The organism is Vibrio sp. 2134-1 (assembly GCF_033339495.1).
The window spans coordinates 1-539 of the sequence record NZ_JAWOUS010000868.1; the positions used below are offsets into that span (position 1 = coordinate 1).

Annotated in this window: 1 protein-coding gene; it reads left to right on the forward strand. The window is 51.6% G+C overall.

The genetic code is table 11. The annotated features are described in order from the left end of the window. A partial coding sequence (locus R7R78_RS28975) for a DUF3362 domain-containing protein (RefSeq protein ID WP_225474951.1) occupies positions 1-539 on the forward strand: 539 nt, incomplete at both ends.

Sequence of the window (539 nt, forward strand, 5' to 3'; positions counted from 1 at the left end):
ACCAAGTACAAAACTTCTACCCATCGCCGATGTGTAACGCAACGTCAATGTACTACTCAGAGACTAACCCTCTGAAACGCGTGAAGTACAAACAGCGCGAAGACATTCCAGTCGCGAAAGGTGAACGTCAACGTCGTTTGCATAAAGCACTACTGCGTTACCACGATCCTGCTAACTGGCCATTAATTCGTGAAGCACTGATCAACATGGGCAAGAAGCATTTGATTGGTGACAAACCAACGTGTTTGGTTCCTGCAGAAGATATTGATGCTCAAACTCCAGCGCAACGTCGTAAGTCTGGCCGTCACGGTGCAAACCGCTTTGCAACCAAGCACACCAAAAACCAACCGGGTTTCGGTGGCCACTTGAACAAACGCGCTGAAGGCGGTTCAAAAGATGGTAAACCATCTGGCAACCGTAACGGTTCTGGTAAAGTACAAGGTGGTCAACGCCCTGCTAGCAACGGCCAGCGCCCTAGCGGCAACGGTGCAAACCGCCCAGCAGGTAGCAAGCCGCAAGGCCAAGGTCGTCCACAAGGC